The sequence below is a fragment of the Pollutimonas rozaliensis genome (genome assembly GCF_048751585.1).
Lineage (GTDB): Bacteria > Pseudomonadota > Gammaproteobacteria > Burkholderiales > Burkholderiaceae_B.
The window spans coordinates 1-239 of the sequence record NZ_JAZHOB010000347.1 but is presented as its reverse complement, the minus strand read 5'-3'; the positions used below and the strand labels follow the sequence as shown (position 1 = coordinate 239).

The window sequence follows — 239 nt, the reverse complement described above, 5'->3', positions numbered from 1 at the left end:
GCCAGCAGGAGGCCGAGGTGCGCCAGCGAGCGCTGGAAGTCATCGACTTCGTGGGCCTGCACCACGTGCGCAATGAGCTGGCGGGCAACCTCTCTGGCGGCCAGAAGAAACTGCTGGCGCACCAGGCCCGGTTCGAACCAAGTGTTGAACAGGCTTTCCCCTGCTTGATGGGGGGGCACCATCATGAGATTTTCCAGCGCGCTCATCTGGCTGAATTCGTGGGCGATCTGAAAGGTGCG

1 pseudogene is annotated in these 239 nt (G+C 62.3%); it reads right to left on the bottom strand.

The annotated features are described in order from the left end of the window. Nucleotides 1–239 (bottom strand): annotated as a pseudogene (locus tag V0R37_RS23185) (hypothetical protein); the annotation flags it as partial.